Annotated in this window: 27 protein-coding genes; 6 read left to right on the top strand and 21 right to left on the bottom strand. The window is 46.5% G+C overall.

Translation table 11 applies throughout. The features are described from left to right. Window positions 1-36 precede the first annotated feature (36 nt). From mtlR to pbpC, 3 genes are all read right to left on the bottom strand, one after another. Window positions 37-2,121 (bottom strand): mannitol operon transcriptional activator MtlR, encoded by a 2,085-nt coding sequence (gene mtlR, locus AC0OMA_RS02395; protein WP_015382795.1) that lies wholly within the window; start codon window positions 2,119-2,121, stop codon window positions 37-39. 185 nt (window positions 2,122-2,306) lie between these two features. After that, window positions 2,307-3,209, bottom strand: a complete 903-nt coding sequence (locus AC0OMA_RS02390; RefSeq protein ID WP_015382794.1) for an aldo/keto reductase — start codon at window positions 3,207-3,209, stop codon at window positions 2,307-2,309. Window positions 3,210-3,309: 100 nt separating this feature from the next. Beyond that, window positions 3,310-5,316 carry a penicillin-binding protein 3 gene (gene pbpC, locus AC0OMA_RS02385; protein ID WP_474221861.1) on the bottom strand — a complete coding sequence of 669 codons (2,007 nt, stop codon included), beginning with the start codon at window positions 5,314-5,316 and terminating at the stop codon, window positions 3,310-3,312. Between the two features lie 150 nt (window positions 5,317-5,466). Between pbpC and AC0OMA_RS02380 the strand changes: the two genes are divergently transcribed. Further along, window positions 5,467-5,754, top strand: coding sequence for an antibiotic biosynthesis monooxygenase family protein (locus AC0OMA_RS02380; protein ID WP_063336072.1), 288 nt, complete (start codon window positions 5,467-5,469; stop codon window positions 5,752-5,754). A gap of 5 nt (window positions 5,755-5,759) precedes the next feature. On the opposite strand, the gene AC0OMA_RS02375 is transcribed toward AC0OMA_RS02380, so the two are convergent. From AC0OMA_RS02375 to AC0OMA_RS02335, 9 genes are all read right to left on the bottom strand, one after another. Next, window positions 5,760-6,005: a YczI family protein gene (locus AC0OMA_RS02375; RefSeq protein WP_003240256.1), complete on the bottom strand. Its 246-nt coding sequence runs from the start codon at window positions 6,003-6,005 to the stop codon at window positions 5,760-5,762. A gap of 184 nt (window positions 6,006-6,189) precedes the next feature. Beyond that, complete coding sequence (gene lipC, locus AC0OMA_RS02370; protein WP_063336071.1) at window positions 6,190-6,819, bottom strand: spore germination lipase LipC; 630 nt, start codon at window positions 6,817-6,819, stop codon at window positions 6,190-6,192. Window positions 6,820-6,882: 63 nt separating this feature from the next. Beyond that, complete coding sequence (locus AC0OMA_RS02365; protein WP_015482811.1) at window positions 6,883-7,635, bottom strand: IclR family transcriptional regulator; 753 nt, start codon at window positions 7,633-7,635, stop codon at window positions 6,883-6,885. Between the two features lie 15 nt (window positions 7,636-7,650). Further along, window positions 7,651-8,658: a 5-oxoprolinase subunit PxpC gene (gene pxpC / locus AC0OMA_RS02360; protein ID WP_174616561.1), complete on the bottom strand. Its 1,008-nt coding sequence runs from the start codon at window positions 8,656-8,658 to the stop codon at window positions 7,651-7,653. A 2-nt stretch (window positions 8,659-8,660) separates the two neighbouring features. Next, window positions 8,661-9,383: a 5-oxoprolinase subunit PxpB gene (pxpB, locus tag AC0OMA_RS02355; protein ID WP_029317303.1), complete on the bottom strand. Its 723-nt coding sequence runs from the start codon at window positions 9,381-9,383 to the stop codon at window positions 8,661-8,663. Window positions 9,384-9,427: 44 nt separating this feature from the next. Continuing rightward, window positions 9,428-10,201, bottom strand: a complete 774-nt coding sequence (locus AC0OMA_RS02350) for a putative hydro-lyase (protein ID WP_080262675.1) — start codon at window positions 10,199-10,201, stop codon at window positions 9,428-9,430. Between the two features lie 23 nt (window positions 10,202-10,224). Next, window positions 10,225-11,439, bottom strand: a complete 1,215-nt coding sequence (locus AC0OMA_RS02345; protein WP_003234422.1) for an NRAMP family divalent metal transporter — start codon at window positions 11,437-11,439, stop codon at window positions 10,225-10,227. A 14-nt stretch (window positions 11,440-11,453) separates the two neighbouring features. Then, on the bottom strand, window positions 11,454-12,227 hold the full coding sequence (gene pxpA, locus AC0OMA_RS02340) for a 5-oxoprolinase subunit PpxA (RefSeq protein WP_474221860.1): 774 nt from the start codon (window positions 12,225-12,227) through the stop codon (window positions 11,454-11,456). Between the two features lie 205 nt (window positions 12,228-12,432). Next, window positions 12,433-13,182, bottom strand: coding sequence for a phosphoglycolate phosphatase (locus AC0OMA_RS02335; RefSeq protein ID WP_003234424.1), 750 nt, complete (start codon window positions 13,180-13,182; stop codon window positions 12,433-12,435). A gap of 132 nt (window positions 13,183-13,314) precedes the next feature. Between AC0OMA_RS02335 and AC0OMA_RS02330 the strand changes: the two genes are divergently transcribed. Beyond that, window positions 13,315-13,479: a hypothetical protein gene (locus AC0OMA_RS02330; RefSeq protein ID WP_003234425.1), complete on the top strand. Its 165-nt coding sequence runs from the start codon at window positions 13,315-13,317 to the stop codon at window positions 13,477-13,479. A gap of 32 nt (window positions 13,480-13,511) precedes the next feature. Here the strand turns inward: AC0OMA_RS02330 and AC0OMA_RS02325 are convergent, their stop codons facing one another. Then, window positions 13,512-13,904 (bottom strand): 3-hydroxyacyl-ACP dehydratase FabZ family protein, encoded by a 393-nt coding sequence (locus AC0OMA_RS02325; RefSeq protein WP_003246580.1) that lies wholly within the window; start codon window positions 13,902-13,904, stop codon window positions 13,512-13,514. 85 nt (window positions 13,905-13,989) lie between these two features. Between AC0OMA_RS02325 and AC0OMA_RS02320 the strand changes: the two genes are divergently transcribed. After that, on the top strand, window positions 13,990-14,598 hold the full coding sequence (locus AC0OMA_RS02320) for a dienelactone hydrolase family protein (RefSeq protein WP_047182102.1): 609 nt from the start codon (window positions 13,990-13,992) through the stop codon (window positions 14,596-14,598). Between the two features lie 68 nt (window positions 14,599-14,666). On the opposite strand, the gene sipU is transcribed toward AC0OMA_RS02320, so the two are convergent. From sipU to AC0OMA_RS02290, 6 genes are all read right to left on the bottom strand, one after another. Beyond that, on the bottom strand, window positions 14,667-15,230 hold the full coding sequence (sipU, locus tag AC0OMA_RS02315) for a signal peptidase I sipU (protein ID WP_015382785.1): 564 nt from the start codon (window positions 15,228-15,230) through the stop codon (window positions 14,667-14,669). 133 nt (window positions 15,231-15,363) lie between these two features. Next, window positions 15,364-16,428, bottom strand: coding sequence for a tartrate dehydrogenase (locus AC0OMA_RS02310; RefSeq protein WP_003234436.1), 1,065 nt, complete (start codon window positions 16,426-16,428; stop codon window positions 15,364-15,366). A 90-nt stretch (window positions 16,429-16,518) separates the two neighbouring features. Then, window positions 16,519-17,640, bottom strand: coding sequence for a mannitol-1-phosphate 5-dehydrogenase (locus tag AC0OMA_RS02305; RefSeq protein WP_047182101.1), 1,122 nt, complete (start codon window positions 17,638-17,640; stop codon window positions 16,519-16,521). A gap of 1 nt (window position 17,641) precedes the next feature. Then, window positions 17,642-18,073 carry a PTS mannitol transporter subunit IIA gene (locus AC0OMA_RS02300; RefSeq protein ID WP_003246714.1) on the bottom strand — a complete coding sequence of 144 codons (432 nt, stop codon included), beginning with the start codon at window positions 18,071-18,073 and terminating at the stop codon, window positions 17,642-17,644. A 24-nt stretch (window positions 18,074-18,097) separates the two neighbouring features. Next, window positions 18,098-19,534 (bottom strand): PTS mannitol transporter subunit IIBC, encoded by a 1,437-nt coding sequence (locus tag AC0OMA_RS02295; RefSeq protein ID WP_046340204.1) that lies wholly within the window; start codon window positions 19,532-19,534, stop codon window positions 18,098-18,100. A gap of 172 nt (window positions 19,535-19,706) precedes the next feature. Beyond that, window positions 19,707-20,060 (bottom strand): hypothetical protein, encoded by a 354-nt coding sequence (locus tag AC0OMA_RS02290; protein WP_003234445.1) that lies wholly within the window; start codon window positions 20,058-20,060, stop codon window positions 19,707-19,709. Between the two features lie 164 nt (window positions 20,061-20,224). On the opposite strand from AC0OMA_RS02290, the gene ycnK reads away from it, so the two are divergent. From ycnK to AC0OMA_RS02275, 3 genes are read left to right on the top strand one after another with little or no spacing between them, the layout of a single operon-like run. Continuing rightward, a complete protein-coding gene (ycnK, locus tag AC0OMA_RS02285; RefSeq protein WP_047182098.1) occupies window positions 20,225-20,797 on the top strand; it encodes a copper uptake transcriptional regulator YcnK in 573 nt (190 codons plus the stop codon). Window positions 20,798-20,831: 34 nt separating this feature from the next. Then, complete coding sequence (ycnJ, locus tag AC0OMA_RS02280; protein ID WP_474222415.1) at window positions 20,832-22,457, top strand: copper transporter YcnJ; 1,626 nt, start codon at window positions 20,832-20,834, stop codon at window positions 22,455-22,457. Window positions 22,458-22,469: 12 nt separating this feature from the next. Further along, complete coding sequence (locus AC0OMA_RS02275) at window positions 22,470-23,084, top strand: YcnI family copper-binding membrane protein (protein WP_474221859.1); 615 nt, start codon at window positions 22,470-22,472, stop codon at window positions 23,082-23,084. Window positions 23,085-23,128: 44 nt separating this feature from the next. On the opposite strand, the gene gdh is transcribed toward AC0OMA_RS02275, so the two are convergent. Together gdh and glcU are read right to left on the bottom strand one after the other, a co-directional pair. Then, entirely contained in the window at window positions 23,129-23,914 is a 786-nt protein-coding gene (gdh, locus tag AC0OMA_RS02270) for a glucose 1-dehydrogenase (protein ID WP_014475815.1), read from the bottom strand. Between the two features lie 19 nt (window positions 23,915-23,933). Beyond that, a complete protein-coding gene (gene glcU, locus AC0OMA_RS02265) occupies window positions 23,934-24,797 on the bottom strand; it encodes a glucose uptake protein GlcU (RefSeq protein ID WP_003234455.1) in 864 nt (287 codons plus the stop codon). Window positions 24,798-24,828: the final 31 nt, after the last annotated feature.

The raw sequence follows: 24,828 nt of genomic DNA, 5'->3' as shown, positions 1-24,828 counted from the left end.
AACACACGCCAAATTTTTGACGTGTGCCATGAAGGTTTACAGTATGTTTTTTTCTTTCATCCATGTGAAAAATATGCGGTTTAACCGCTGATACAATTCTTGTTCTCCTTCTTCCTGAAACCCCGCCATGCTTTCTCCGCTCTCGATAATTGCCGAGCTGATCGCGCTTAAAATCTCCGAGCCTTCAGCAGATAATGAGCTAGGCGCCATCATGACGAGAATGCGTGTCATTCTGAGGGTATTTCCGTCCATGCCATCCACTTCATAGGAGGTGCTGAGATCAAACATTTTGAAAAAAGGCAGGACGATTTCATCATTTTTGAGATGATAAAGCGCCATGTTTGTTCCGGGGATTCCCAATCCCCCTTGTTTCTCCCGCTCAGCCAGGCAAACCGCGGCTTTTTCCGGATCACGGATCAGGCCATCCTTCTTCAGCTGTTGAAAAAGCTCTAACAGAAGCATGCTATGATCCGGGTTTGTTTTGAGTGGAGCTAGCGTAAAATGGCGCAGAACATCTTGGATAACCTCCATATACCGCCCTATGCTTTCCGCCGCCTCTAGCATGTCAGGTACATCAGCTTGCTGCGCCTCTTCCTTCGGGCTTCTTTTTTTGTTAAGAATAAGGGGAATCTTCCGCTTGATATACTGCTTGACCTGGTTTGTGTCTTCCTCATTTAATAGCGGGCTGACCATGATGTAATCAATGTTTTCATAAGGAATCGGTACAGTGGACACAATCATATCATAGGCTTGAACATCCTTCCCCTTTAGCTCGATCAGGGATGACATATCAAACGATTCAATTTCCGGCAGCTCTTTTTTCAGTCTGGAGGCAAGCATTTTCGAGGAGCCGATCCCGCTTGAGCAGACGACAAGCGCTTTCACTTTTGCTTCTTCTTTTTTGATTTCAAGAGCCGAGCCAAAGTGAAGAACGATAAAAGCGATTTCATCATCAGAAAAGGACATGCCCGGAAAATACTTTTCGACGCCTTCTTCGATCGCCATATAAAGCAGAAAATAATCGCGCTTGATTTGTTCCTTCATCGGATTGTATATCTCAATATTTTCTTTTATGCGGCTGACGGCCGGCTCCAAATGGGCAATCAAGCCTTCATATAAAGAGTAGTTTTTCGTCAGATCCATTCTGATTTTGTCTGAAATAAAAGCAATGAGCCGCTTTGTTTGCAGGGCTGTTTCCAGCTCAATTTCCTGCGCTTTATATTCTGTTTTGTATTTTCGATTGGCGCTTCGAAGGTGGATTGTAATATAGCCGACCTCCGCCTCTGGAATCGTCACGCCGAAGGCACGTTTAAGCTCGCCCGCGATTTCAAGAGCCGAACTGTATTCTTTCGCATTCTTCAGTTCCTCAAGCTCATTTTCCTCCATGGTGATGGTTTCCCCAAGCTTAATTCGTTCGATCGCATACGTCAGATGGACGACAAGCGCTATATAGGAGCTGTCGGACAATGAAAAAGCGATTTTTTCTTTGAGCTGAAATAAGATGCGCTCCATTTTTAGCAGCTCACCTTTGCTGACAACACCGAACATTTTCTCTGAAGAATCGGTTTTTCCTTTGATGTTTAATTCAACCGCTTCCAAAAACATTTGGATGTCGAGACGGTTCACAATCAAGTTGCCGACAATTTTCCGTTTCGCATTCTCCGGTCCTATGAGCTGGATGCCAAAACCTCTTTTGCGGATCAGTGTCAGTCCGAAGGGAGAAATCCACTTCTCGAGCTCATCTAAGTCATAGCTGACCGTGGCATTCGTCACCTGGAGATCATGAGCAAGCGTGTACAGTTTGACGGGCTCCTGAGACTCTAATAACGAACAAAGAATGAGCAGTTTCCGTTCGTCGGCGCTGTATTCATGCTGTTCATATGATAAATCAGTAAGCAGCTTTTGTTTATCCTCGGGACTTCCCACTGCTTTCAACCCTTTACCGGGCTGTTTATCTAATGTAAGCCCCACGGTTTCCATCAGCGGTTTAATTGATTTGAGTTCCCTGTGAATGGTTCTCGTGCTGACTTGCATCAGCTCAGCAAGCTCAGTTACGGTTGTATATCTGTTTTGTAATAATAAGTGCTTTAACAGCTTTTGTTCTCTGGCAGTCATATACATAAAAAAGACCTCCTAGACAATCTTGATGTGCGGATGAAGTCGCAAGGAGATGCAGTAGAGGATATAGAGAGGTTTCCTTTTAATATAAAACGCTTTCAAGAAAGAATCAATCACTTATAAATGGTAATTTGGCACTAAGCGGTGTGACAATATTGAAAAAGCATCAGCTGGTAAACTGATGCTTTTTATGGAATATCGTAACCCTGTACGGCTGTAAAAATGCGGAACCATTGATCCTGGTCAAGCTTGTCTGACAACGCATTTATCGCGGCGGAAATCCGCTCGCGCTTTCCGCTTCCGACAATCGACATGATGCCGGCCGGATGCGTGAACAGCCATGCGTACATGACCTCGCCCAATGAAGCGGCGCCGATTTCCCCTTGGACAGATTCTAGCGCCGTGCGGACACGCCGGTCTTTATCCGTGTTTCCAGTGAATACTTTGCCGCCTGCCAGAGGCGACCAAGCCATCGGCGGAATCCGTTTTTCCTGGCACAGGTTCAAAGTGCCGTCGAGCATATTTTCTAATTCGTATGCGGAAAGCTCAATCTGGTTGGTTACGAGCTTCTCAGGCAAATACGATTCCAGCATCCGATACTGGTGATCTTTAAAATTTGAAACGCCAAAGTACCTGACCTTGCCAGAGCATTTCAAGGCCTGAAACGCCTCTGCTACCCCCTCCGGATCCATGAGCGGGTCCGGTCTGTGAATCAACAGCACATCAATATAATCCGTCCTTAAGTTCATAAGCGATTGCTCAACGGATGCCAAAATATGCGATTTGCTTGTGTTATAATGATGCGATCTGTGAGCGGGCCGTTCAGGCGATTCAAGAACGATACCGCATTTTGTGACCAGCTCTATGTTTTCTCTTAATCCAGGCGAAAGGGCAAGGGCGTTTCCAAACAGCTTTTCGCACGTATAGCCTCCGTAAATATCCGCATGATCAAAGGTCGTGATGCCGTGATCGATACACCATTCAATGAGGCTAAGCAGTTCAGCATCTGAATAGTTCCATTCATTCAGCCGCCAAAGCCCGTGTATGACTCTTGAAAATTGAAGATCCTCCGCCAATTGAATACGCTGCATGCAAAATCCCTCTTTTCTTTGTATAAACCGGGTTTTGCCCCTTACTAGTTCATTCGGCCTCAGATCCCCTTTTTCCTTTCGCTCCTTTTAAAAAGACATTTTAATTCGATTGAAATTGCTTTTTCGCTTTCTCAACGACATAGTGGCTGCCGCCGCGGTCCTGCACATTTTGGATCATCATGGCGACAAGCAGGTCTTTGTTTTTGTAATCGTAGCCGACAAACCAGCCATTTTCCGTGCCGTCTTTATCATCTTTTGATGTTTTCAGCTCGGCTGTTCCTGTTTTCCCAGCCACTGTGATTCCTTTCACGACAGGCTGATACGCTGATCCGCGCTCATCTTCCACAACGCCTTTCAGACCTTTTGTAATGTCTGCCGCTCCTTCCTTGGTGACCACTTGCTTGTGCCAAACATCAGCTGTTTGTGAATCTTTTTTGATCAGCGTCGGTTTGACAAGGTCTCCATTGTCAACAAATGGCGTGTAAGCAGTTGCCAAGTGAAGCGGAGACATTTGCATTTGCCCTTGTCCGTAGCCTGTATCCGCAAGCAAAATGTCTGAATCAAGCTTGTCATTTGCAATAGACGATTTCTGGATCGGGAATTCGTACGGAACGTCCTCTGAAAAACCGAATGTCTTCAAGCCTTTTGTGAAGGTGTCCGCTCCCATATCAAGCGCATTCTGGGCAAAATAAATATTGTCTGACGTAATAAGGGCGTTTTCCAAATCGACTTGTTGAAGTCTCTCAGACACACGTGTCACTGAATAGCCGCCCCAGCTCGAATCTTTTTGCCACTCCTTGCCTTTGATTGTTTTCTTCTCATCGGCTTTAAGGGTGCCGTTTTTGATTCCAATAGCAGCCGCAATCGGTTTAATGGTAGAACCTGGCGCGTATGTCTTATTGAATTTCGCTGAAAACGGATTGTTTTTATCTTTGTTTAGCTTTTTCCATTCCTTATCGCTCCAGCCGAAAATAAATCCGTTTGGATCGTAGGAAGGCGCGCTGACAAGGGCGAGTGTTTCGCCTGTCTTCGGCTGCAGCGCGACTGCCGCCCCGCTGTCATCCTTCAGTTCATCATACAGCTTCGTTTGCGTTTTGATATCAATTGTGAGGTGAAGATCCTCGCCGTCCTTTGCTTTCTTTTCAGCGATGACTTCCCCGGTTTGCGGCACGTAGATTTTCCAGCCAGTTGTGCCTCTTAGCTTGTCTTCATACACATTTTCAAGTCCGGCGATACCGATGTTAGACGTATCGCTGTACGTTCCTTCTTTCTTTTTCTTCAGTTCTTCCGCTGTAATGGCGCGGACATAGCCTGTCAAATGGGCTGTCTTTTCGCCATACGGATAATAGCGGGAGCTGACATTCGTTCTTGTTGCGCCTTGTAATGACGTCGCTTCAGAAACTAATTTCTCCTGGTCAGGCTTGACCTTTTTGAGCGGCACAAACGAATCGTCTTTTACCCAGCCTTGATCCAGCTTTTTCTTGATGTCGTCTTCAGTCAAATCAAGTTTTTTGGCGAGTTCTTTTATAACTTTCTCTTTTTTATCGCCAAGTTCTCCGGGAACAATTCCAATTTCCGGAACATCTGTATTGACAGCTAAACCTTTTCCATTTTTATCGTAAATTTGGCCTCGTTTCGGTTCAATGCTCATAATTTGCACGGTTTTGTCGTCAGCCAGCTGCTTGAAAATAAACGATGGGTCCCAATCTATATTCCATGACTCCTCGTCATCTGTTTTTTCTAATTTCAGCACAGCAGTATTCTTGAAGCTGACTTTGCCGGCATTTGTGTTCATGCTGACTTTATACGGGATATGTTTCATCGTCTTGTTGTCTTGATCGTCCTTATCTACTTCTCCCGCAGTGACTTTCAAATCTTTTACGCCGGCCTGCTCATAGATGGCTTTATACCTGTTGACGAAATCTTTTTTGGAGATTTCTTTTTTGACATCTTTAGTCAGGCTTTGATACATGTCATCGAATTGCTGATCGTTCCACTGTTTCACGAATGCTTCCATGCGATCCTCTGGTGAATCTGTTTTGGAGCATCCGATTAACCCAATCAATCCGACGCATAGAAATACTAGTAGAATACACTTTTTTAACATGACTTTCCCCTGCCTTCCACTTGTTATTTTCTCTTAATTGAATTGGTGCGTGCAAGATTTTTTTGAAAATGAAGGAAAAGTTCACCGATTTTGCAGAAATCTCCTATCGTTTGCTGTAGACTATTTGAAAAGACAGAAAGAAGGGATAGCATGGTCAGAGAGGCAGCAATGCTTCACATTAAAGAAGGCCTTGAACAAGAGTTTGAGGATGCATTCCGGCAAGCGGCGCCGATTATTTCCGGCATGAAGGGCTATATCACTCACTCGTTATCAAAATGCATGGAGGAAACGCATAAATATCTGCTTCTTGTGGAGTGGGAAACACTTGAGGACCATACGGAAGGCTTTCGCGGTTCTTCAGAGTATCAAGAGTGGAAAGCCTTGCTTCATCAGTTCTATACCCCGTTCCCGACGGTCGAGCATTTTCAGGATGTGTAATAGATTTATATAATATGAAGTGTAAAACCGATAAGGGAGACAGACCATACAAAAACGGCGGTATAAATATTAAAAGCGCCTGAGCCGTCATTTTCTTTTTTGCGTTCTTCAAGCCCCTGCATAAACATGACCGCACCAAGAAAGACGAGCATGACCGATTGGATAACAGAGGTGTGTTCCGTATAGTTAAAAGCAATAAGCGCCAGTATAATAATGATAACCGCAAAAGACATTTTAAAAATCCGAAACAAAAGGACCATCCTTCCTTATATACGAAATATTGAACGTTATGGCTATATTTGCCTACGCCCTCCATTATTCTAGCGCACTTTGTTTGTCTGTAGAACAGAAGACAGTGAATTTTAAGTTTCTTTTAATATTTCGATCACACATAAAAAACGCGCCTGTCATGAGGCGCGTTTTCTATGAAACTGATCATTCTTTATAGCCTAACTTGTGAACGGCTTCAGCCATCGCTTGATAGCCTTTGCAGTTCGGATGGACACCGTCAAAGGACAGATATTCCCGCTCCTTGCCTTTGAAGATGCTATAGGCATCCGCGATTTTGACATGGGGTGCTGTTGCAAGTGTTTCTAAATGTGAATTAAAGGATGTGATCCATTTGCCGGCGATTTCAATGCCGGGAAATGGATTGTATAAGTTGAACACTCGGATGGCGTACGGGGAAGGATTTTCTCCTTTAATCTCGGCGATTTTGGCAATCATCTTTTCAAAATTCTCATGGCAATGGGCGGATACACGGCTGAAAATCGTTTCATCCTTAGAGGTTTGGTAGGCTAAGACCGAATCAATGAGATCGTTTCCGCACCCTGTGATCGTTATCATATCAGCATCTCGAATGCATTTTTGCACATAGGGATATGACAGGAGTCCCAAAATCTCTTCTGTATTCAGGCCTGATCTGGCAAATATGTTTATTGCCGTTCTTGTTTTCAAGTCAGCTTCCATCATGTCCCCAAAACGCTGGACGAAGCCGGGTGAAAACAGCCCGGAGCCTCTCCCTGTCGTTAAGGAATCGCCCAGAGCTGTATATTGAAGCACCATGTTCTTTCCTCCACTCTTGAACGTCGATACGTTAATGTACGCAGCAGAGAAAAGATTGGCTACTTATGTATATCCTATTTTTCTTGAAATCTGTAAAGCGGCGTCCTTCACCTTTTCTGTTAAATAGGGCAGCCTGTCTTCTGTAAATCTTGCTTCAAAGCCTGCAATGCTAATGCCGGCTGCCACCTGATGCTTATGGTTAAAGATCGGGGCGCCGATCGCCGCCGTATAGTTTTCGAGCTCTGAATAGCTGACAGTATAGCCATTTTGCACAGAGGCATCAATCTCCTGAAGCAGTTTCTCGGGATCGGTAATCGTTCCGGAGCCAATCGAAATGAGCTCGGTTTGTTTGATGTATGCTTCGATTTCTTCACGGGGAAGAAAGGACAGAATGCTTCTGGCGCACGCTCCCGCGTATAGGGGGGAACGCCTGCCGATCGCCGTATACAGCCGCACAGTCTGTGTCCCTTCTATTTTCTCAACGTATATCGCTTCATTGCCGTCCCTCATGATCAACTGCACGGCTTCATCCACTTCCCGGCACAGTTCTTCCATCACCGGTTTCGCTATTTTTCTGATATCCAGCCTGTCAGCGACAAGCTGTCCGAATTCCAAAAACACCAATCCCAGCGAATAAGCGCCGGACACATCCCGACTGAGGAACCCCATTTCCTCCAAAGAGCTGACCATCCGGTGAACAGAGGTCTTCGGCATTCCCGTCAGCGACACCAGTTCACTTAAGGTTAGGCTTGGTTTATGCAAAAACAAATTAAGCAGCGCCATAGATTTGACTACGGTTTTATTTTTATTCTGCATCATTCATCCCCTTTGCTATGTCAGCCATTCCATCTTCATTCTCGTTTTCAGTTCTTTTATATGCTGTTCCCGTTCTACCGCAAGCGCTTCTGCCTCCTGAAGGGACACAGGCTCAAACTGGACGTGCTCGCCTGGCATGATTTGGGAAACAATCGGAAGATCAGCGGATATGATGTGCGCGATCCTCGGATAGCCGCCAGTCGTCTGCCGGTCTGCAAGCAGGATAATCGGGTTGCCGTCAGGCGGCACCTGAACTGTTCCGAATGAAACCGCTTCCGACACCATCTCAAGCGGTGCTTTCAGTTCGAGCGGTTCTCCTTTGAGCCTGTAGCCCATACGGTCAGACTGCGGCGTGACACGAAATGCTTCTTCATAAAAACGCGTTTTTGATTCTTCTGTGAAAAAGGCAAATTGCTTTCCTTCCAGCACCCGAATGACGGGATTCTTCTTCAATGGCAGAAATCTGCCGCGGCTGACTGACCACTTCGGTGCTGCAAATCCCTGTTTTCCAATCTGCGAACTTAAGCGGGAAAGGATGGTTTGTGAAAGAGCTGACATCTCTCCAATGTTCAGTTCATCTTCTTTTTGAAGCGCTCTGCCATGAAGTCCGCCGATGCTTCCTCTGACGTATGTGCTTTTACTTTCCATGACGGCAGGCACCTCGATGCCGCCGGCTGCCGCCAAATAAGCACGGCTGCCGAGTTTGCAGGGTCCGAAGCTGACCGTGCTGTTTTCCTTGATGAGCACAGGCTTCCATAAAGGCGCTTCCTCGTCATTAATACGCAGCGTGAAGTCCGCCCCTGTCACAGCAATCAGTGTCTGTTTTGAAAAATGAAACGACGGACCGGGCCCCATCATCGTTATTTCGAGACCTGCTTCATTTTCGCCGTTTCCTATCAACAGATTGGCAATGCGCAGTGAAACCGTGTCCATAGCGCCGCTGGCCAGAACGCCGTATTTTTGGTAACCCGTTCTGCCTATATCCTGAACCGTTGTGAGCAGTCCGGGCTTTAATACTTTCATGCTCAATTGGACTCCTCCTTATAGGCGTGATAGTCTTTTTCTGAGATGCGAACGAATTTCACAGTATCTCCCGCCCGCAGCAATGTCGGCGGATTTTCCTGCGGCCGGAAAAGAGCCAGCGGCGTTTTGCCGATCAGCTGCCAGCCGCCCGGCGTTGAAATCGGATAAACGCCTGTCTGCAATCCCGCAATACCGACCGAACCTGCGGGAATCGACGGTCTTGGCGATGATTTTCTCGGAGCTGCAATGCGTTTTGACATCCCGCCTAGAAAAGGAAAACCGGGCGCGAAGCCAAGCATATACACCACATATTCACCGTTTGTATGAATGTCGATTACTTCCTCCGGTGACAGCTGATTGATCTTCGCCACCTCTTCTAAATCCGGACCGAATTCACCGCCATAGCAGACAGGAATTTCTACAATGCGGCGGTTGACCTCATAGTCTTCGGCTATTTCTACCAGCCGCTCTTCGACATCGCGCTTGACCTTCTCAAAAGGTGAGCTTATGCCTTGAGGCAAATGCTTGTACACTTCATACATATCATAAAATACGGTTAGACTTGTAAAAGCCGGGATACATTCAATGAATCCCGGAAATGGCTGTTCTTCTATATAAGCGGCCGCGGCATGGACAATGCCGTTGACCTGTTCATTGATTTCTTCTCCGAATCGGATCATCATTGCAGAATCACCGAGCTGTTCGATTTGATATCGTACAGTCATCTTTCTCACCTCTTTTATTTCTCGTTCATCAGGATGACGAGAGGTTACAGCACCGCAAGCGACTCGTCTCGAATATCTGTGATGAGCATATGCCCCGGCGCATGTGTGATGACCATTTCAGGCTTTACATTCATAGCCACGGCATGCGGGGTCACCCCGCATGCCCAAAAAACAGGAACCTCGCCGTCACGAATGGAAACGGCATCTCCGAAATCCGGTTTCCCGAGATCGCGAATCCCGATTGCTCCCGGATTGCCAATATGGATCGGCCCTCCGTGCACAGCCGGAAAACGCGAGGTCACTTGTGCGGCACGTACAGCCAGCCGTTCAGGAACCGGCCTCATGCTGACAACCATCTGTCCGTGAAACGCCCCCGCCGGAACACAATCGATATTCGTTTTATACATCGAGACGTTTGTCCCCTCATCAATATGCCGGACAGCTATCCCATTATTGATCAGTGCCTGTTCAAAGGAGAAACTGCATCCGATCAGAAAGCCGACAAAATCGTCCTCCCAGTATGGCGTAATATCAGATACTTCTTCCGTTAAGATACCGTGCCTGTAAATACGGTATTTCGGAAAGTCCGTTCTGATATCAGCATCAGGCGCAGCCAGAGACGGCACAGGCGAACCTGCTTCAGTCACATCCAGCACGGGGCAGGGCTTTTGATTTCGCTGGCAAAACAGCAGAAAATCAAAAGCAAGGTCCTTTTTCAAAACCACAAGATTCGCTTGGGCGTAGCCGCCGGACATGCCTGCGGTCGGCCCGTTTATTTTCCCCTCTCGTATCAGGGCGCGTACATCCTTTGGCGCCATTTTGTTTAATTGCTCCACTTATATCAGCTCCACAATTGAGGAAGTTGTGTACATAACGTGTAGATTCCCATAACTGCCATTACAATCACTACAAGCGCGCCTGTGCTTGTCAGCCAAAGCGGATGCTTATAATCACCGACAATGTTTTTCTTGTAGGCGGCAACAAGCAGCGTTCCGAGCGCAATCGGCAGAATTAAGCCGTTCAGTGAACCGACAAGGACGAGGATCTTCGCAGGCTGGCCGATTGTGACAAAAGCTAACGTAGAAACCACAATAAATCCGATAATAATACCGCGTGAATTCTTTTCAATTTTTGGAGAAAAAGTTTTAAAAAATGAAACAGATGTATAGGCTGCTCCAATAACAGACGTAATCGCCGCAGACCACATGATCAATCCGAAAATTTTATAACCGACATTTCCAGCAGCCAGCTTGAAGACAGAAGCCGCCGGGTTGCTTTCATCGATGTGCAGGCCTTTCGATACAACGCCTAGAACCGCAAGAAAAAGAGCGATACGCATGACAGATGTAATTAAAATGCCGACAACCGAGCTTTTTGTCACCTGCGGAATGGATTCCTTCCCTTTAATTCCGGCATCAAGCAAACGGTGTCCCCCGGCAAATGTGATATAACCGCCGACGGTTCCGCCCACTAGGGTGACAATGGCAAATATGCTGATGTGTTCCGGGACGAATGTATTTGCGACTGCCTGTCCGACCGGAGGAGCTGTCGTCGCCGCAACGTAGACCGTTAAAATAATCATCACGAACCCCGCGATTTGCGTAAAACGGTCCATCGCTTTTCCTGCTTCCTTGATGACAAAAATCAAAATGGCGATAACGGCACTGATTAAAGCGCCTGTTTCAGGTGTAATGCCGAACAGCACCTGAAGTCCCAGCCCGGCCCCTCCGATATTCCCAATATTAAAAGCTAGTCCGCCAAGCACGACGAGAATGGCGATGAAATACCCCAGTCCGGGAAGCACCATATTCGCAATTTCCTGACCTCGTTTTCCAGAAACTGCGATGATGCGCCACACATTGGTTTGAGCGAAAATATCTAAAATAATAGAGATTAAGATGACAAAACCGAAGCTTGCTGCGAGTGTGTTTGTGAATGTTGCGGTTTGGGTGAGGAAACCCGGTCCGATTGCTGATGTCGCCATTAAAAAGGCGGCGCCCATCAGCAATGACCAGCTGCCCGCTTTTTTTCCTGCTGTCTTTTTCTGCTGCTCCATCTATTGTTCCTCCTTTATGTTGACTTCTGTTCTGAAATAGCTGTCACTTCAATTCCAGCCGCTTTGAGCTGTTTTCTGATTTTTTGCGCAAATGTCAGCGCATGGGCTCCATCTCCATGAATGCAGACTGTATCTGCTTTTAATGGCACATCATGTCCTTGCTGAGATTTGACCGCCCCTTCTTTCACCATTTCGATGACCTGGGTGACGGCGGCATCATCACTTTCAATGAGTGCGTCCGGCTGGGAGCGCGGTGTCAGCGTGCCGTCCGATTGGTATGTTCTGTCGGCGAACACTTCATTTGCGGTCTGAAGTCCGATCCGTTCTCCCGCTTTTACAAGCTCGCTCTCAGCAAGACCGAAAAGAATCAGGCCTGGATCAACCTTATAGACAGCTTTCGCGATAGCATCCGACAGTTTTTGATCGACTGCCGCCATATTGTATAAAGCGCCATGCGGCTTGACGTGCTGCATGTGAAGTCCCTCTGCTTTTAGAAAGCCAGAGAGCGCGCCAATTTGATAAACGACAAGATCATACGCTTCCTCAGGAGAAATCGCCATATTTCGGCGCCCAAAACCGAGTAAATCCGGCAAGCCCGGATGCGCACCGATTTTTACGCCTTTTTCCGCTGCAAGCGCGACGGTTTTTCGCATAACACTAGGATCTCCTGCATGAAATCCGCATGCGATATTCGCTGATGTCACATACTCTAAAATATCTTGGTCAAGGCCTATCTTGTAGGCTCCGAAGCTTTCTCCTAAATCACAGTTTAAATCAATCTGAAACACAGAATCCCTCCTGCCAAAGCAAACGATATGCTTTATGTCATTTATTGTCCCGAAATTCGGAATGACTATTCCGAATTTTTGAACTTTATTTCATTATAAGTGAATCATATCAGTTTGTGAAATACTTTTGTCAGAAAACCTACCATGGTCCCAGAAGAAAACCTGCCAAACTAAAAAAGAGAGTCCATCTTAGGACTCTCTTTTTTTATAATACCCAATGGCGAATCGCTTTAGCGACACCATCCTCAATATTTGTATCCGTGATATAATCAGCCGTTTCTTTTACGATGTCTTGCGCATTGCCCATTGCGACGCCAAGACCCGCTTCTTTGATCATCGCAATGTCATTAAGGCTGTCACCCATCGCCATCACATTCTCCATTGTAAAGCCGAGTTTTTCCGTAACCTTGGCAAGGGCTGCAGCTTTGTTGATGCCAAGCGCGTTGACTTCAATGTTTGTCGGACTTGAATTTGTGATTTCGAGCTCTTTGTTTTTTCTCAGCTCCTCCAGCACTTCATTTCGGATATCATCATCCTCGATGTCAAAGCCGAATTTGAGCCATTCATGATCCGTAATGTTTTCCGGAAACTCGCCTCTCCATACTTTATTCACCGTAGAGGCCCAGAAATTAGTGTTGTGCTTATTCCGCAAATCCCACATCATTTGAATATGGTCCGTATGGAGCAGCTTCCGTTCCACCAAATTAAAATTCGAATCCCAAATTTCACTTCCGTTTGCCGTGATTAGAAAGGATGACAGCTTTAGCGATTCCGCCAGCTCCCGGCACGTCATCAGCGTCCGGCCCGTGCTGATCACCACATACACACCTTTATCCTCCGCTTCACGAATGGCTTTGCGGTTTTCATCCGAGATCAGCTGCTCGTCGTTCAGCAGTGTACCATCCATATCAATTGCGATCAGCTTGATATCTACATCTTCTCTTTGAACAGACATATATGTACCTCTCTTTATCTTTTTGTTGTGCTTCTCTCTATTCTAATACATTATACCCAGCGGGACAAAAAAGCGATTTCCTATGTTTGAGGAGAACGGATAAGAGGAAAACAAACGATGAGGTGATCAAACATGACAGAAAAAAAACAGCAAAACAAACCAAATGAAAACCCCGAGCACAACGACTTAACCGATCCGATTCCTAATGAAGAGCTGAAGGAAAATATGAATGATGAAAAACACAAACGCCAGCAAAGAGATAACTCTCAAAGCGAACGGGATTACGACACAAAATAGAACCCCTCACAAAATGTTGTGAAGGGTTTTTTTCATTTTTCAATATAGATGCCGATTTCAGCTTCAGCAACAGGCTGCTCTCCAACTGATGCCTTGGCATGTCCGAACACAAACCCGCGCCGATTGCGCGTGACTTCAAACGTAAGATCAAGCCGGTCACCGGGCACAGCTTCTCCCAGCTTTTCCGCTTTCTTCACCGAAGACAATAATCCCAAGCTGTTCTCATCTGTAATTCCTGTAAAAGCCGCGGTTTGCGCAAGCGCTTCAATCACAAGTGAAAACGGCATTTCTGTTTGCGTATCAGTGATAAACCAGTCGTTCTCACTAATCAGCTTATAAGCTGCCGCGTGTTTGCCGGGCTCGCTATCCGTCACGCCATCAATAAACAAAAATGGATAGCGGTGAGGCAAAGATAATGAGTTCATTTTATATCTCCTTTTTTTGACCATTATATCTCAGCCTAAAGCGAAACGATAGGATATAATGGAAAAAACACAAAAGGAGGCCGCTATGTCCCCAAAACCGCTTGTCATTCTCGCACACGAAATATACGGTGTAAACAGCCATATGAAAAAGATGGGCCGGCTGATCAAAATGGCTGGATATGATGTGTTGACGCCCAACCTGCTCGGCGAAGATGAAGTCTACACACTGCAAGAAGAAAAAACGGCATACGAACAATTTACAAAACACGAACGGCTGAAAACGGGAGAAACCATCATCCAGAATGTGATCAGGCAAAACGCCGGACGGCACATCTTTGTGATTGGCTTCAGCGTAGGGGCTACTATCGCATGGAAATGCAGCAGTATGCCTGAGGTGAGCGGATCGGTTTGTTATTACGGTTCCCGGATACGCGACTCTCTTCATCACGTGCCAGCCTGCCCGGTCCTATTGTTTTTCCCTAATTATGAGCCGTCGTTTGACGTAGCGCTTCTTATCAATAAACTGCGGGAAAAACAGCATACCCATCTTGAGATTTATCAATTCGATGCGCTTCACGGTTTCGCCAATCCTGATTCTGTTTATTTCAACAGGACCCTTTTCTTCCAAACGCTTTCTATCATAAAAAACGGGGCGGAAAAACGGCTCCGCCCTGTTTCATCAGAAATTTATTAATCGCTTACAGTGCTTTATTATCGCGTGTTTTGGTTCCATACGTTCCATGTTCTTTGTTGCACTGAGTTTTATTTTGCCTGTCTCATCTCACCGAATGGATAAAAGACGAGAGATTCAGTACCGATGATATCGTCCTCAGAAGGCATGCCCATTCCGTTTCTGCTATCCAGTGAATTGAGACGGTTATCTCCCATTACAAAATATTTACCGGTAGGAACCTCAACCTCGAAGTCACCCGTTAAGGTTACACCCGATTCTTTGACCTCTTGTTGTTGTTCCTTTAAGTACGGTTCTTCCACCTTTTTATCATTTATGTACAGCTGATCATTTTTCATTTTAATGCTGTCACCAGGCAAACCGATTAAACGTTTGACAAATGAGCGGCCGCTCTTTTTGTCATGAATGACTATGATGTCGCCTCTGTGAAACCCGCCAGTCCATTTGACTGCTTTATCAACCAGAATTCTTTCTGAGTCTTTAAGCGTTGGGGCCATTGATGATCCTTCAATAAGAAAAGGCTTGTAAAACACCAATCTGATCGTAAAAATGAGAGCTGCGATCATAATGATACTGAGTACAACGATCGTTTTGACTTTTCTTTTTTTCTTTAACGTGATTGTTTTTGCATTCAACTTCCTTCACCCGATGCTTTCCTAAGAATTCCAAATTATTATACAGCATTTGGAACTGCTTGGTTAGACTTTCGTGGAAATTTTCGTAAGGAAATGGACAGGCCGGGGCAGCCATCTGCCCCGGCCTGATTCATCAGAGCTTTCTTAAGCGCGAACAGATTTCATCAGTGACCTCAGCCGTTGTGCTTTGTCCCCCAATGTCGCGTGTTTTGATGCCGTCGGCAGTCACTTGCTCCATTACATCCAGAATTTTCGCCCCCAATTCTTCCTCTCCGAAGTGGTCGAGCATCAGCTTCGCTGTCCAAATCTGGCCGATCGGATTGGCAAGGCCCTGTCCGGCAATGTCAGGAGCAGAGCCGTGAACCGGTTCAAACATGGACGGATATTTGCCGGATGGATTGATGTTCGCAGAAGGCGCAATGCCGATGCTTCCCATCAGGCTTGAGCTGATGTCGGTTAAAATATCACCGAACAAGTTGCTCGCCACAATGACATCAAACGTTTCCGGACGCGTCACAAAAAAAGCGGCCAGCGCATCAATATGCTGAGATGATGTTTCGATTCCGCTATAATCAGCGGCTGTCTGCTGAAAGACTTCATCCCAAAACGGCATCGCGTGATAAATGCCGTTAGACTTTGTGGCGCTTGTCACATGGCTGCGCCGTTTTTTCGCCAATTCGAAGGCAAAGCGCATGACACGTTCTGTCGCTTTTCTCGTAAACACGGCATTCTGGATGGCGATTTCATCATCGCCTCTGTGAATGCGCCCGCCGACTTCACTGTATTCACCTTCACTGTTCTCGCGAATCACCACGAAGTCAAAATCATTTGGATGCAGAAGCGGCGACGTAATGCCTGCCATTTGTTTGGCGGGTCTCATATTAATGGAAAGCTCAAGCTCCCTCCGGATTTTCAGCAGCAGTCCCCATAACGATATATGATCGGGAACCAGCTTCGGATTTCCGACGGCTCCCAAAAAAACCGCTTCAAATTGAGTAAGCGTATGTATTCCATCTTCGGGCATCATTTTGCCGTGCTCCAAGTAATAATCACAGCTCCATGGAAAAGCCGTGAATGAGAATGACAAACCTCCGTGTACCTCAGCCGCTGTATGAAGCACTTTCTCAGCAGCAGCTACAACCTCTTTTCCTACTCCGTCTCCCGGTATTGCCGCAATCTCGAATTGTTTCATCGTCATTCTCCTTCCCCTGTTTTCGTAAGCGCTTTCTATTATACTAGATTGCGAGATAGTAAAAAAAGCCCGTGACATTGTGTCACGGGTGGTCGGTTATTGATTAAGTTTCTTTAAAATGATGGCGTGCAACGGTTCATGGGACTGAATGCCGCACACCTCTTGAAGTACGCCGCTGTATCCTTTTTCTTCGATCAGCGCTTGCAGTTCAACCGCTTCAGGGTCACCGGTGAAATCGAAGCGCAGTGCTGCGGCAATTCCTTCCGCCAGTGCATTCGGTTCTTTTATTTTCTTTGCCGGGCCTACAAGTCTATCATTTTCTCCCAGTTTTCTGAGAGGTGACCTCGCTACGCGGGTCACATCGTCCGAAATGAAAGGATTTTCAAAGCGACCGATGATTTTTTTGATATATTGTTCGTGTTCAGTTTGCTTAAAGCCATACGATTTGACGAGATAGTCACCAGTTTCAAGCAGCGCCGAATGAACAACACGGCGGATTTCCGGATGATCGATTGCTTCTTTGACCGTTTTGAGTCCGCGCTGATAGCCGACATATGCTGTCACCGCGTGTCCGGTATTGACCGTAAACAGCTTCCGTTCGATGTACGGGGTTAAATCATCAACAAACAGTGCGCCGTTTATGACTGGTGTTTTCCCTTTAAAGCCTGATTCATCAATGACCCATTCGAAAAATGGTTCAACCGATACTTTCAGCGGGTCTTCATGATGCTGAATTGGGACGATCCGGTCAACGGCAGAATTCGGAAAACCTACCGTTTCACTGACGGATTTCTGCTCTGCTTCCGTTAAATGGCTGTATATTTCTTTCTTTAAGAAGCTGCTTCCGCCAATCATATTTTCGCAGGCAATGATATTCAGTGTGTTTGCAGCGTTTCTCCGTCTTAAGCCTTCTGCGATCGACGGAGCAATCAGCTTCAGCACGTTCGGGCCGACAGCTGTTGTGATGAGCGCCGCCTCATTCATCAGCCGATACAGCTCTTCGGGCTGACTGCCGCTGTTAATCGCGCTGACCGGGCCAATGACCTCTGATGAACGTCCCTCTTCTGCCAGTTCGACTGTGTATTCTTTTTTTTCGTTGAGGAGGCTGACCATCGTGTCGTTTACATCCGCAAACACCACATCATAGCCGGAGTGGTGAAGCAGCGCGCCGATAAACCCTCTCCCAATATTCCCCGCACCGAAATGTAAGGCGATCATGTCAGTTCACCTCGTTGAAAATGGCGATCAAATCTTCTTCGCTTTTAGCGGAGATCAGGCGTTCAATATTTTCTTCTTCTGAGCAGATAATGGCGATGTTAGACAAAATGTCTAAATGCTCATTATTTTTACCCGCAATGCCGAATACCACTTTTGCCGTGTTGCCTTCTCCGTACTCAACACCCTCTGGAATCTGTATGATTGAAATCCCAGAGTGAAGCACTTCGCTTTTCGCTTCTTCTGTGCCGTGTGGAATGGCAATGAAATTCCCCATAAACGTAGAAGACGTTTCTTCACGTTCAAACATTTTGCTAATGTAATCCTCTGTCACGTAGCCGTTGTCAATCAGCGTCTGGCCTGCCAATTTGATGGCCTCTTCTTTTGATGATACCGTTTGATTGAGTTTAATATTTTCCTTTGCGAGTACTTGCATGAGTATCACTCTCTTTCTATAAGATTACTTTTTCAGCTTTTCAATCAGCTCGTCGTATTTCGGGCTGTTTAAGAAGTTATCCACTGATATGTGTGTCGCGTTCGGCAGCTTTGCTTTCGCGCGATCTGTTAAATCTTTGTGGGTGATGACAATATCCGCATCGCTTGGCAGAGTGTTAATGGCCGTGTTGGTCACACTAATGTCAAGTTCTGCTTTTTTCACCTTGTTTCTTAAGATGGATGCCCCCATCGCACTTGATCCCATTCCCGCATCACATGCAAAGATAATTTTGTTCACGCTTTCAGGAGACAGCTCAGACGCTTCCTCTGCTTTGGCTTGTTCCGCATCTAAAGCAGCTGCTGCCTGGCTTTTCTTCCCCTTCATGGACTGCATTTTTTCTGTTGCGGCAGCCAGGTCTTCTTCACTAGCTTTTGAGGATTTCAGGATCACTGCTGAAACGATGAACGATACAGCTGCAGCGACCAATACACCCGCTAATACGCCGAAATAGCCTCCTCTTGGCGTCATTGCCATCAATGCGATAATGCTTCCCGGTGACGCTGCCGCGACAAGTCCGGCATTAAAGATCGTAAACGTTAAGAGTCCGCTTGCTCCGCCGGCAATGGCTGCGAGAATCAGGGCCGGTTTCATCAGAATGTACGGGAAGTAAATCTCGTGAATCCCGCCGAAGAAATGGATGATCGCCGCACCAGGAGCCGTTGATTTTGAAGATCCTTTGCCAAAGAACATGTACGCCAGCAAAATGCCGAGCCCCGGTCCAGGGTTTGCTTCTACTAAAAACAGAATTGATTTTCCTGTTTGGGATGCTTGCTCGATTCCGATCGGGCTTAAGATTCCATGGTTAATGGCGTTGTTGAGGAACAACACTTTCGCCGGTTCTACAAAAACACTGGCTATCGGCAGTAAATTCGCGTGTACAATGACTTCCACACCAGCCGCCAGCAATTTATTTAGCGTCAGGACAACCGGGCCGATGGCGTAAAACGCGAGAATCGTTAAAGCCGCGCCGACAATCCCTGCCGTAAAGTTGTTGATCAGCATTTCAAAGCCTTGTTTGACTTTATCCTTGAATAATTTATCAGTCTGTTTAATGAGGTATCCGCCAAGCGGTCCCATAATCATTGCGCCTAAAAACATTGGAATATCCGATCCGACAATCACCCCAATTGCCGCTGTCGCTCCGACAACTCCGCCGCGGTGGTCGTAGATCATTTTTCCGCCTGTATACGCTATCAAAAGCGGCAATAAATACGTAATCATCGGGCTGACCAGCGTGTTCAGCTGTTCATTCGGAAACCATCCTGCCGGAATAAACAACGCGGTAATGATACCCCACGCGATAAACGCGCCGATATTCGGCATGATCATTCCGCTCAAATAACTCCCAAAGCGCTGCACTTTCACTTTCATGCCGCCTTGCTGCTGTTCTTGCTGCTGCATATATAAACCCTCCCTGTTTTGTTTGTCGCTGTAAGATACAAAAATATGCTCAGAGAATGATGCTTCCCTTTGACTCTATGTTAAAACGCTTACAGTCCCTATACAATTGAAAGTAAAGAGGACTTTGGCACATGACTGTGACAATTTTTTAAAAATAAAAAGGCTCCTGGTTTCAGGAGCCTTTTCTTTTTCCTCTATAAATAATGTTGCCGTTTTGAATCACGTACTTTGCGATCATTCGCTCACTCACAATAAAAACGGGATAGGCGCACACAAGCGCAAAAACAGCCATTGGCACGTGCTGTACGGCCGGCAGCATTGAACCTGCCGCATTGCGGAGGAGCAGCAAAAGATAAATGAGCAGCACAATGGCCGCTAATGATACCAGCATAATCGGAGCTGATACTTTATATTCATAAAGCCGTTCCCGGCAGTGTCCGCAGCGAAATTGACAAGGCACATTTGATGATCTGACCATGTCGCCTGTCAAAGGTTTGCCGCAGTTCGGGCATGGTGTTTCTTTCATAGGGTATTCCTCACTTTCTATTCCATATGTCTATTATACCAGAGTCTCTTCTGTTTCGTTTTGTTGCTGTTCAACACATTTTCACATTTTTTATCATCAGCTTACTTGTCTCTGTCTCTAAAATCCTCTACGCTTAAATAGATCTTAATGAAGAGGGTGTATGAATGCTTCCGATTAATAGACAGCAACACATACTGAAGTGGCTGAAAGAAGAAGGCGCGCTCAGAATTTCTGACATCAGCGCAAAGTTTGGCGTTTCGGAAATGACGGTATACAGAGATGTCAATCAGCTGGTTCAGTCAAATCAGGTCATTAAAACGGCCGGCGGCATCACGCTCCCCGCCAGAACACCTCAAACGGATCATATGTGCAGCTATTGCTTGAAGCCCGTCAATCAAGCTCATTCGGTTCAGATGATTACGGTAAACCAAGACATTGAACAGCTATGCTGCGCACATTGTGCGTTTTTGCGTTATGCCGATAAAACGGAAGAGGTTTCACACTTGATTTGCAGAGATTTTCTGTTACAGACAACCGTCAGTGCCGGTTCGGCTTATTTCGTCGTAAATGCTGAATTAAACCTGCACTGCTGCCAGCCGCAGGCCATTCCGTTTGCGACACTTGACCATGCCGAACGATTTCAAAAAGGATTCGGCGGAGCCGTCCGCACTTTCGACCAAGCGCTGGAAGACATGCTTCAAGACAGAAAGAAACGCTGCACCTGCACCAAGAAATAACACAACACATACAGCGGAAGGTGGTGTCTGAGTGATGAAGCGAAACAGATGGTGGATCATCCTTCTGCTTTTTCTTGTTTTCCTGCCGAAAACAAGCTTTGCTCACGCCTATATTGTCAAATCTTCACCTGGGGAAAACAGCGAATTAAAAAGCGCCCCTGCGCAGGTGGAAATCGAATTTAATGAACCGATTGAAGAAGGGTTTCATTACATTAAAGTCTATAATTCAAACGGCGACCGTGTGGATACGGACAAGACTGAAATCAGAAAAGATAATCATCACATCATGACAGTGAAGCTGAAGAAGAATCTGCCTAAAGATGTGTACAGAGCGGAATGGAATGCCGTATCCGCGGACGGGCATCCTGTTTCCGGCGTCATTCCGTTCAGTATCGGGAAAGCGGATGGCGGATTCAGCAGCCAAAAAGCAGCCGATTCAGCGCTGAATCCGGGAACAGCAGCAGATCGCGCGATTCTGTATACAGCCCTATCTCTGTTTATCGGAACGGTTTTCTTCCATCTTTTCTGGTATAAAGGGAAATCAGAACAGCTCGTCAAACGGACGAGACGTATCCTGACCGGCTCGATCGCAGCACTGGGTCTGGCGCTTTTGCTTCAGCTTCCGATTCAGACAAAAGCTAACGCAGGCGGCGGCTGGGGCAGCGCATTCCAGCTGGGCTACATCAGAGAAACACTGTTTGAGACAGCAGGCGGCTCCATTTGGATCATACAGGCCGCGCTGTTCGTGCTGCTCGCATTGTCTGTAATCCCTGCGATACGGAAAAACCGCTTTTCATCCTTTGGCTATTGGACAGCGCCGCTCATTTTCTTTTTCGGTCTCCTGCTTGCCAAGGCGTTTACAGGGCATGCTGCTGTCGTTGAAGAAAAAACGGTCGGCATTTTGATGGATTTCCTTCATTTAACTTCCGCTTCCATCTGGGTCGGCGGAATAGCGGCACTTGTTTTGCTGCTCTCAAAAGAATGGAGGCAGCCTGACAAAACGCTCGCGTGGGAGACGGTCAGACGGTTCTCCCCATGGGCGCTCACTGCAGTCGGCGTCATTTTGTTTTCAGGCTTGCTCAATGGATTTTTCATCATTCGTTCAATGGATTCACTGTTCCATACAGCGTACGGCCAAGCTCTTTTAGTGAAAAGCGGGCTGTTTGTTTTCATGCTGGTCTTAGGTGCGTTTCATTTTCTGCTTACCAGAAAGCAGCGCCGCACAGGAATCAGCCAAACGTTGAAAGCGGAGTGGGCAATCGGCATCGCTGTATTGATCACAGCGGCCGTGTTTACAAGCCTGCCAAGCCCGCCTGAGCCAGCGCCGGAACCGTTCTACCAAACCAAAGCGATTGAGAACGGACAAAGCGTTTCTCTCAGCATCAGCCCAAACCAGCCCGGAAAAAATGTTTTTGAGCTGCGGGTCACCGACCATAACGGAGATCCCGTGAAAAACATCCAGCAAATCACGTTAACCGTTTATAAAACAGGCCTGTCAGGCAGCGAAAACAAAAGCACCTTTACATTAAAAGAAAAAACAAAAGGCGTCTTCCAGGATCAAAACCTGTCGATTAATGAAAAAGGAAACTGGAAGATCAAAGTCCACGGCCTAACCGGCGACTTTAACGAAATCAATATCATGTTTACAAAGACCAATTAAGGAGTGTTTACGTTGTTGAAAAAAATCGCATTGACACTATGTCCGGCTATTGTCGGCTTCCTCTTATTCTTTACGGCCCCTGCCAGCGCGCACGTTTCTGTAAAACCGGCTGAGTCTGCTGCAGGCTCTTGGGAAACATATACAATGAAGGTTCCTTCTGAGAAAAATCTGCCGACAACGAAGGTTGTCCTCAAAATGCCGAAGGATGTTGAATTCCAGCAATATGAGCCAATTCCGGGCTGGAAGGTTTCCACTCAAAAACATGATGACAAATCAGTGTCCGTGACATGGGAGGCGACTGACGGAGGCATTCAGGAAGGACAGTTCCAGCAGTTTACCTTTGTTGCCAAAAACCCTGATAAAGCGGGGGAAGCTGCTTGGGACGCATACCAATATTACAAAGACGGCAGCATTGTTGAGTGGACAGGTGACGAGGATGCCGATACACCTCATTCCATTACAAACATCACGTCTGCAAAACAAGTGACAGATGAGCACGGCGCCACGAAAACAGAAGACGATTCCGAAAACTCAGGTTCTTCAGCTCTGGACATCACAGCGATTGTGCTGTCTGCGGCTGCTATTATTTTATCTGTAGCAGCACTTGTAAAGAAAAAGCGTGCCTAATAAAGAAAGCGATCCAGATGTCATGTCTGGGTCGCTTTTTATGTTTAACCGCGGCCTGCCTGGAAAGCAGGATATTTCGTCATTCCGCCGTCCGCAAACAACGTGATGCCTGTAACATAGCTGGATTCCTTCGAAGCAAGCCACACTGCCACTGCGGCAATCTCCTCCGGTTCGCCGATATAGCCCATCGGGATCATGCTCTCTACATCTGCTTTCTGTTTAGGGTCAGCGAATTTTTCAGCATTGATTGGCGTGTTGATCGCACCTGGCCCGATATTGTTGACGCGAATGCCTTTCGGCGCGTATTCCAAAGCCAACGTTTCAGACATCAGCTTAATTCCGCCTTTACTAGCTGCATAGTGGACAAATAACGGCCACGGAATCCTTTCATGCACGCTGGACATGTTGATGACATTTCCCTTGATATCGTTTTCTACGAAATATTTAATCGCTTCACGGCTTCCTAAAAAGGCACCTGTTAAGTTCGTGCCGATGACTTTATCCCAATCCTTGAGCGGCATTTCGTGAGACGGCACAGGATTTTCAAGACCGGCATTATTAATCATAATATCGAGTGTGCCGAACTCCTTGATTGCCGTTTGCACGATATTTTTTACATCTTCCTCTTTCGTGACATCTCCTTGGACGACAACAGCTTCACCGCCCGCCTTGATGACCTCTTCTTTTACCTCGTTCGGATCTTGTTTATTACTATAATAGTTGATAACCACTTTTGCCTGCTCCTTGCCGAAGCGAATGGCCATTGCCTTTCCGAGCCCTGAAGCAGCTCCTGTAATAGCGACGACTTTTCCTTTTAAATCCGGATACATATACATCCTCCTCCATTTGTTATGAATTTGTTTTGGCGATTCCTAAGAATACGGCAGCGGCAATAATCAGGATAATCCCGATCGCAATTGCTATAAGCTGGCGTTTCGTTTTCTTTTCACGCAGGATGAAAATACCGCCGAGCGTAGAAATGACAATTCCCATTTGTGAAAGGGAAAAGCTCGTTGCAACGCCGACTCGCGGCTGAGAAATAAACAAAAACATATTTCCGCCTGCCCAGATTAACCCTGGGAGAATATTTCTGATCGCATACTTGTTAAAGGGTTTGTGTCTATAGGTTAAAACTAACCCCCCGACCACCATGCCAATTGCCTGTGGCAGCAGCGCGGACCAGCCGGACACATTGAATAATCTAGCCACGACTACATAAACCAAATAACCAAGAGTCGAAACAAGGAGAATCAAAATGCCCTTTTTCAAATTGCTTGGCTCGCCCTCTTTTTTATCATTCTTATCTTCCAAGGACGTGAGAATGATTCCCACAATGATAAAGATCAAAGCGAGAACGCCAAGCGTAATCGCAATCGGTGTTGACCATTCGCGGAACACGATCACACCGAACAGCGAGGTGGAAACGAGCTGCATTCCTGTAGAAATCGGCATTGTTTTCGACACGCCCATCAATTGAATGCTTTTCAGCTGGTTGGCCTGTCCAAGTGACCAAAATAAGCCGGATACGATTCCAACAATAAAAATGCGAAGTGACAGAACGGGCTGAACAAAAAAGTAAATAACGATAGAAACAATGAGTGCCCCGATCGTCGTTCCCAGTGTCTGGCTGTACGGCCCGCCGCCTAATTTCACATTGAAGAGAACAATGCTCCCCCAAAACAAAGCCGGGAGAAGAGCCAATAATAAATCCATTGTTGGGGAACCTTCTTTCAAAATGTATTTG

The organism is Bacillus sp. AMCV2, from assembly GCF_056033925.1.
Note: the sequence above shows the minus strand (reverse complement) of the source record. Positions and strands in the feature narration are given on the sequence as shown.